The organism is Pseudomonas typographi, assembly GCF_014694385.1.
Taxonomy (GTDB): Bacteria; Pseudomonadota; Gammaproteobacteria; order Pseudomonadales; family Pseudomonadaceae; genus Aquipseudomonas; species Aquipseudomonas typographi.
The window spans coordinates 1-898 of sequence record NZ_JAAOCA010000103.1 but is presented as its reverse complement, the minus strand read 5'-3'; the positions used below and the strand labels follow the sequence as shown (position 1 = coordinate 898).

Genomic DNA, 898 nt, shown 5'->3' with positions numbered 1-898 from the left:
CGCGCGCTCGAAAAATGGAATCCGGCGCTCCGGGCCGCCGTGGAGACCACCTCCGACACCATCACCGTTTACGGAGTGATCGGTGAAGACTGGTACGGGGATGGCGTCACCGTCAACCGCATCGACGCGGCTCTGCGGACCATTGGCGACAAGCCTGTGACCGTGTACATCAACTCGCCAGGCGGCGACATGTTCGAGGGCATAGCCATCTACAACCGCTTGCGGGAGCACACCCAGGCGGTCACCACCAAGGTTCTGGGCATGGCGGCCAGCGCGGCCTCGATCGTGTACCTGGCTGGCGCCGAGCGCCAGGTGGCTTCTAGTGCCTTCCTGATGATCCACAACTGCTGGACATTGCTCGCGGGTAACCGCCACTACCTGCGCGATATCGCCGACGACATGGAGGAGTTCGACTCTGCCATGGCGGACCTGTACGCGGAAACGAGCGGCCAGCCGGTCGCGGACGTTGCCGAGATGATGGATGACGAGACGTTCATCCGTGGCAAGCGCGCCGTGGAGCTGGGCTTGGCCACCGGGCTGTTAACCGCCGACGAGGTTGTCGAGCGTGAAGACGACGATGCCAAGCAGACCAACGCGCTAAAGGCCATGGATGTGGCTTTGGCCAAGGCCGGCATGGCCCGCAGCGAGCGCCGCGAACTCTTCGCCAATTTCAAGTCCAGCACGCTCCGCGCTGCTGGCGGGGGCACGCATGACGCTGCCCTGACCGACAAGCCCAGCGCTGTCGCGCCAGACCTCACCGCCTCTCTGAGCGCGGCAACCTCCCTCCTGAATTCCCTGAAAGGACAGTGACCATGGACTTCGAAGCCCAAGTCAAAGAACTCAACGCCAGCCTCAAGGGCATTGGCGACCAAATCAAAGCGCAGGCTGAGTCGGCGCA

At 63.5% G+C, this 898-nt stretch carries 1 protein-coding gene; it reads left to right on the top strand.

Annotated elements, in window-relative coordinates:
* Positions 1 to 810, top strand: an 810-nt coding sequence (locus tag HAQ05_RS27835; RefSeq protein WP_190427596.1) for a head maturation protease, ClpP-related, incomplete at its 5' end; no start/stop codon positions are given.
* Positions 811 to 898: the final 88 nt, after the last annotated feature.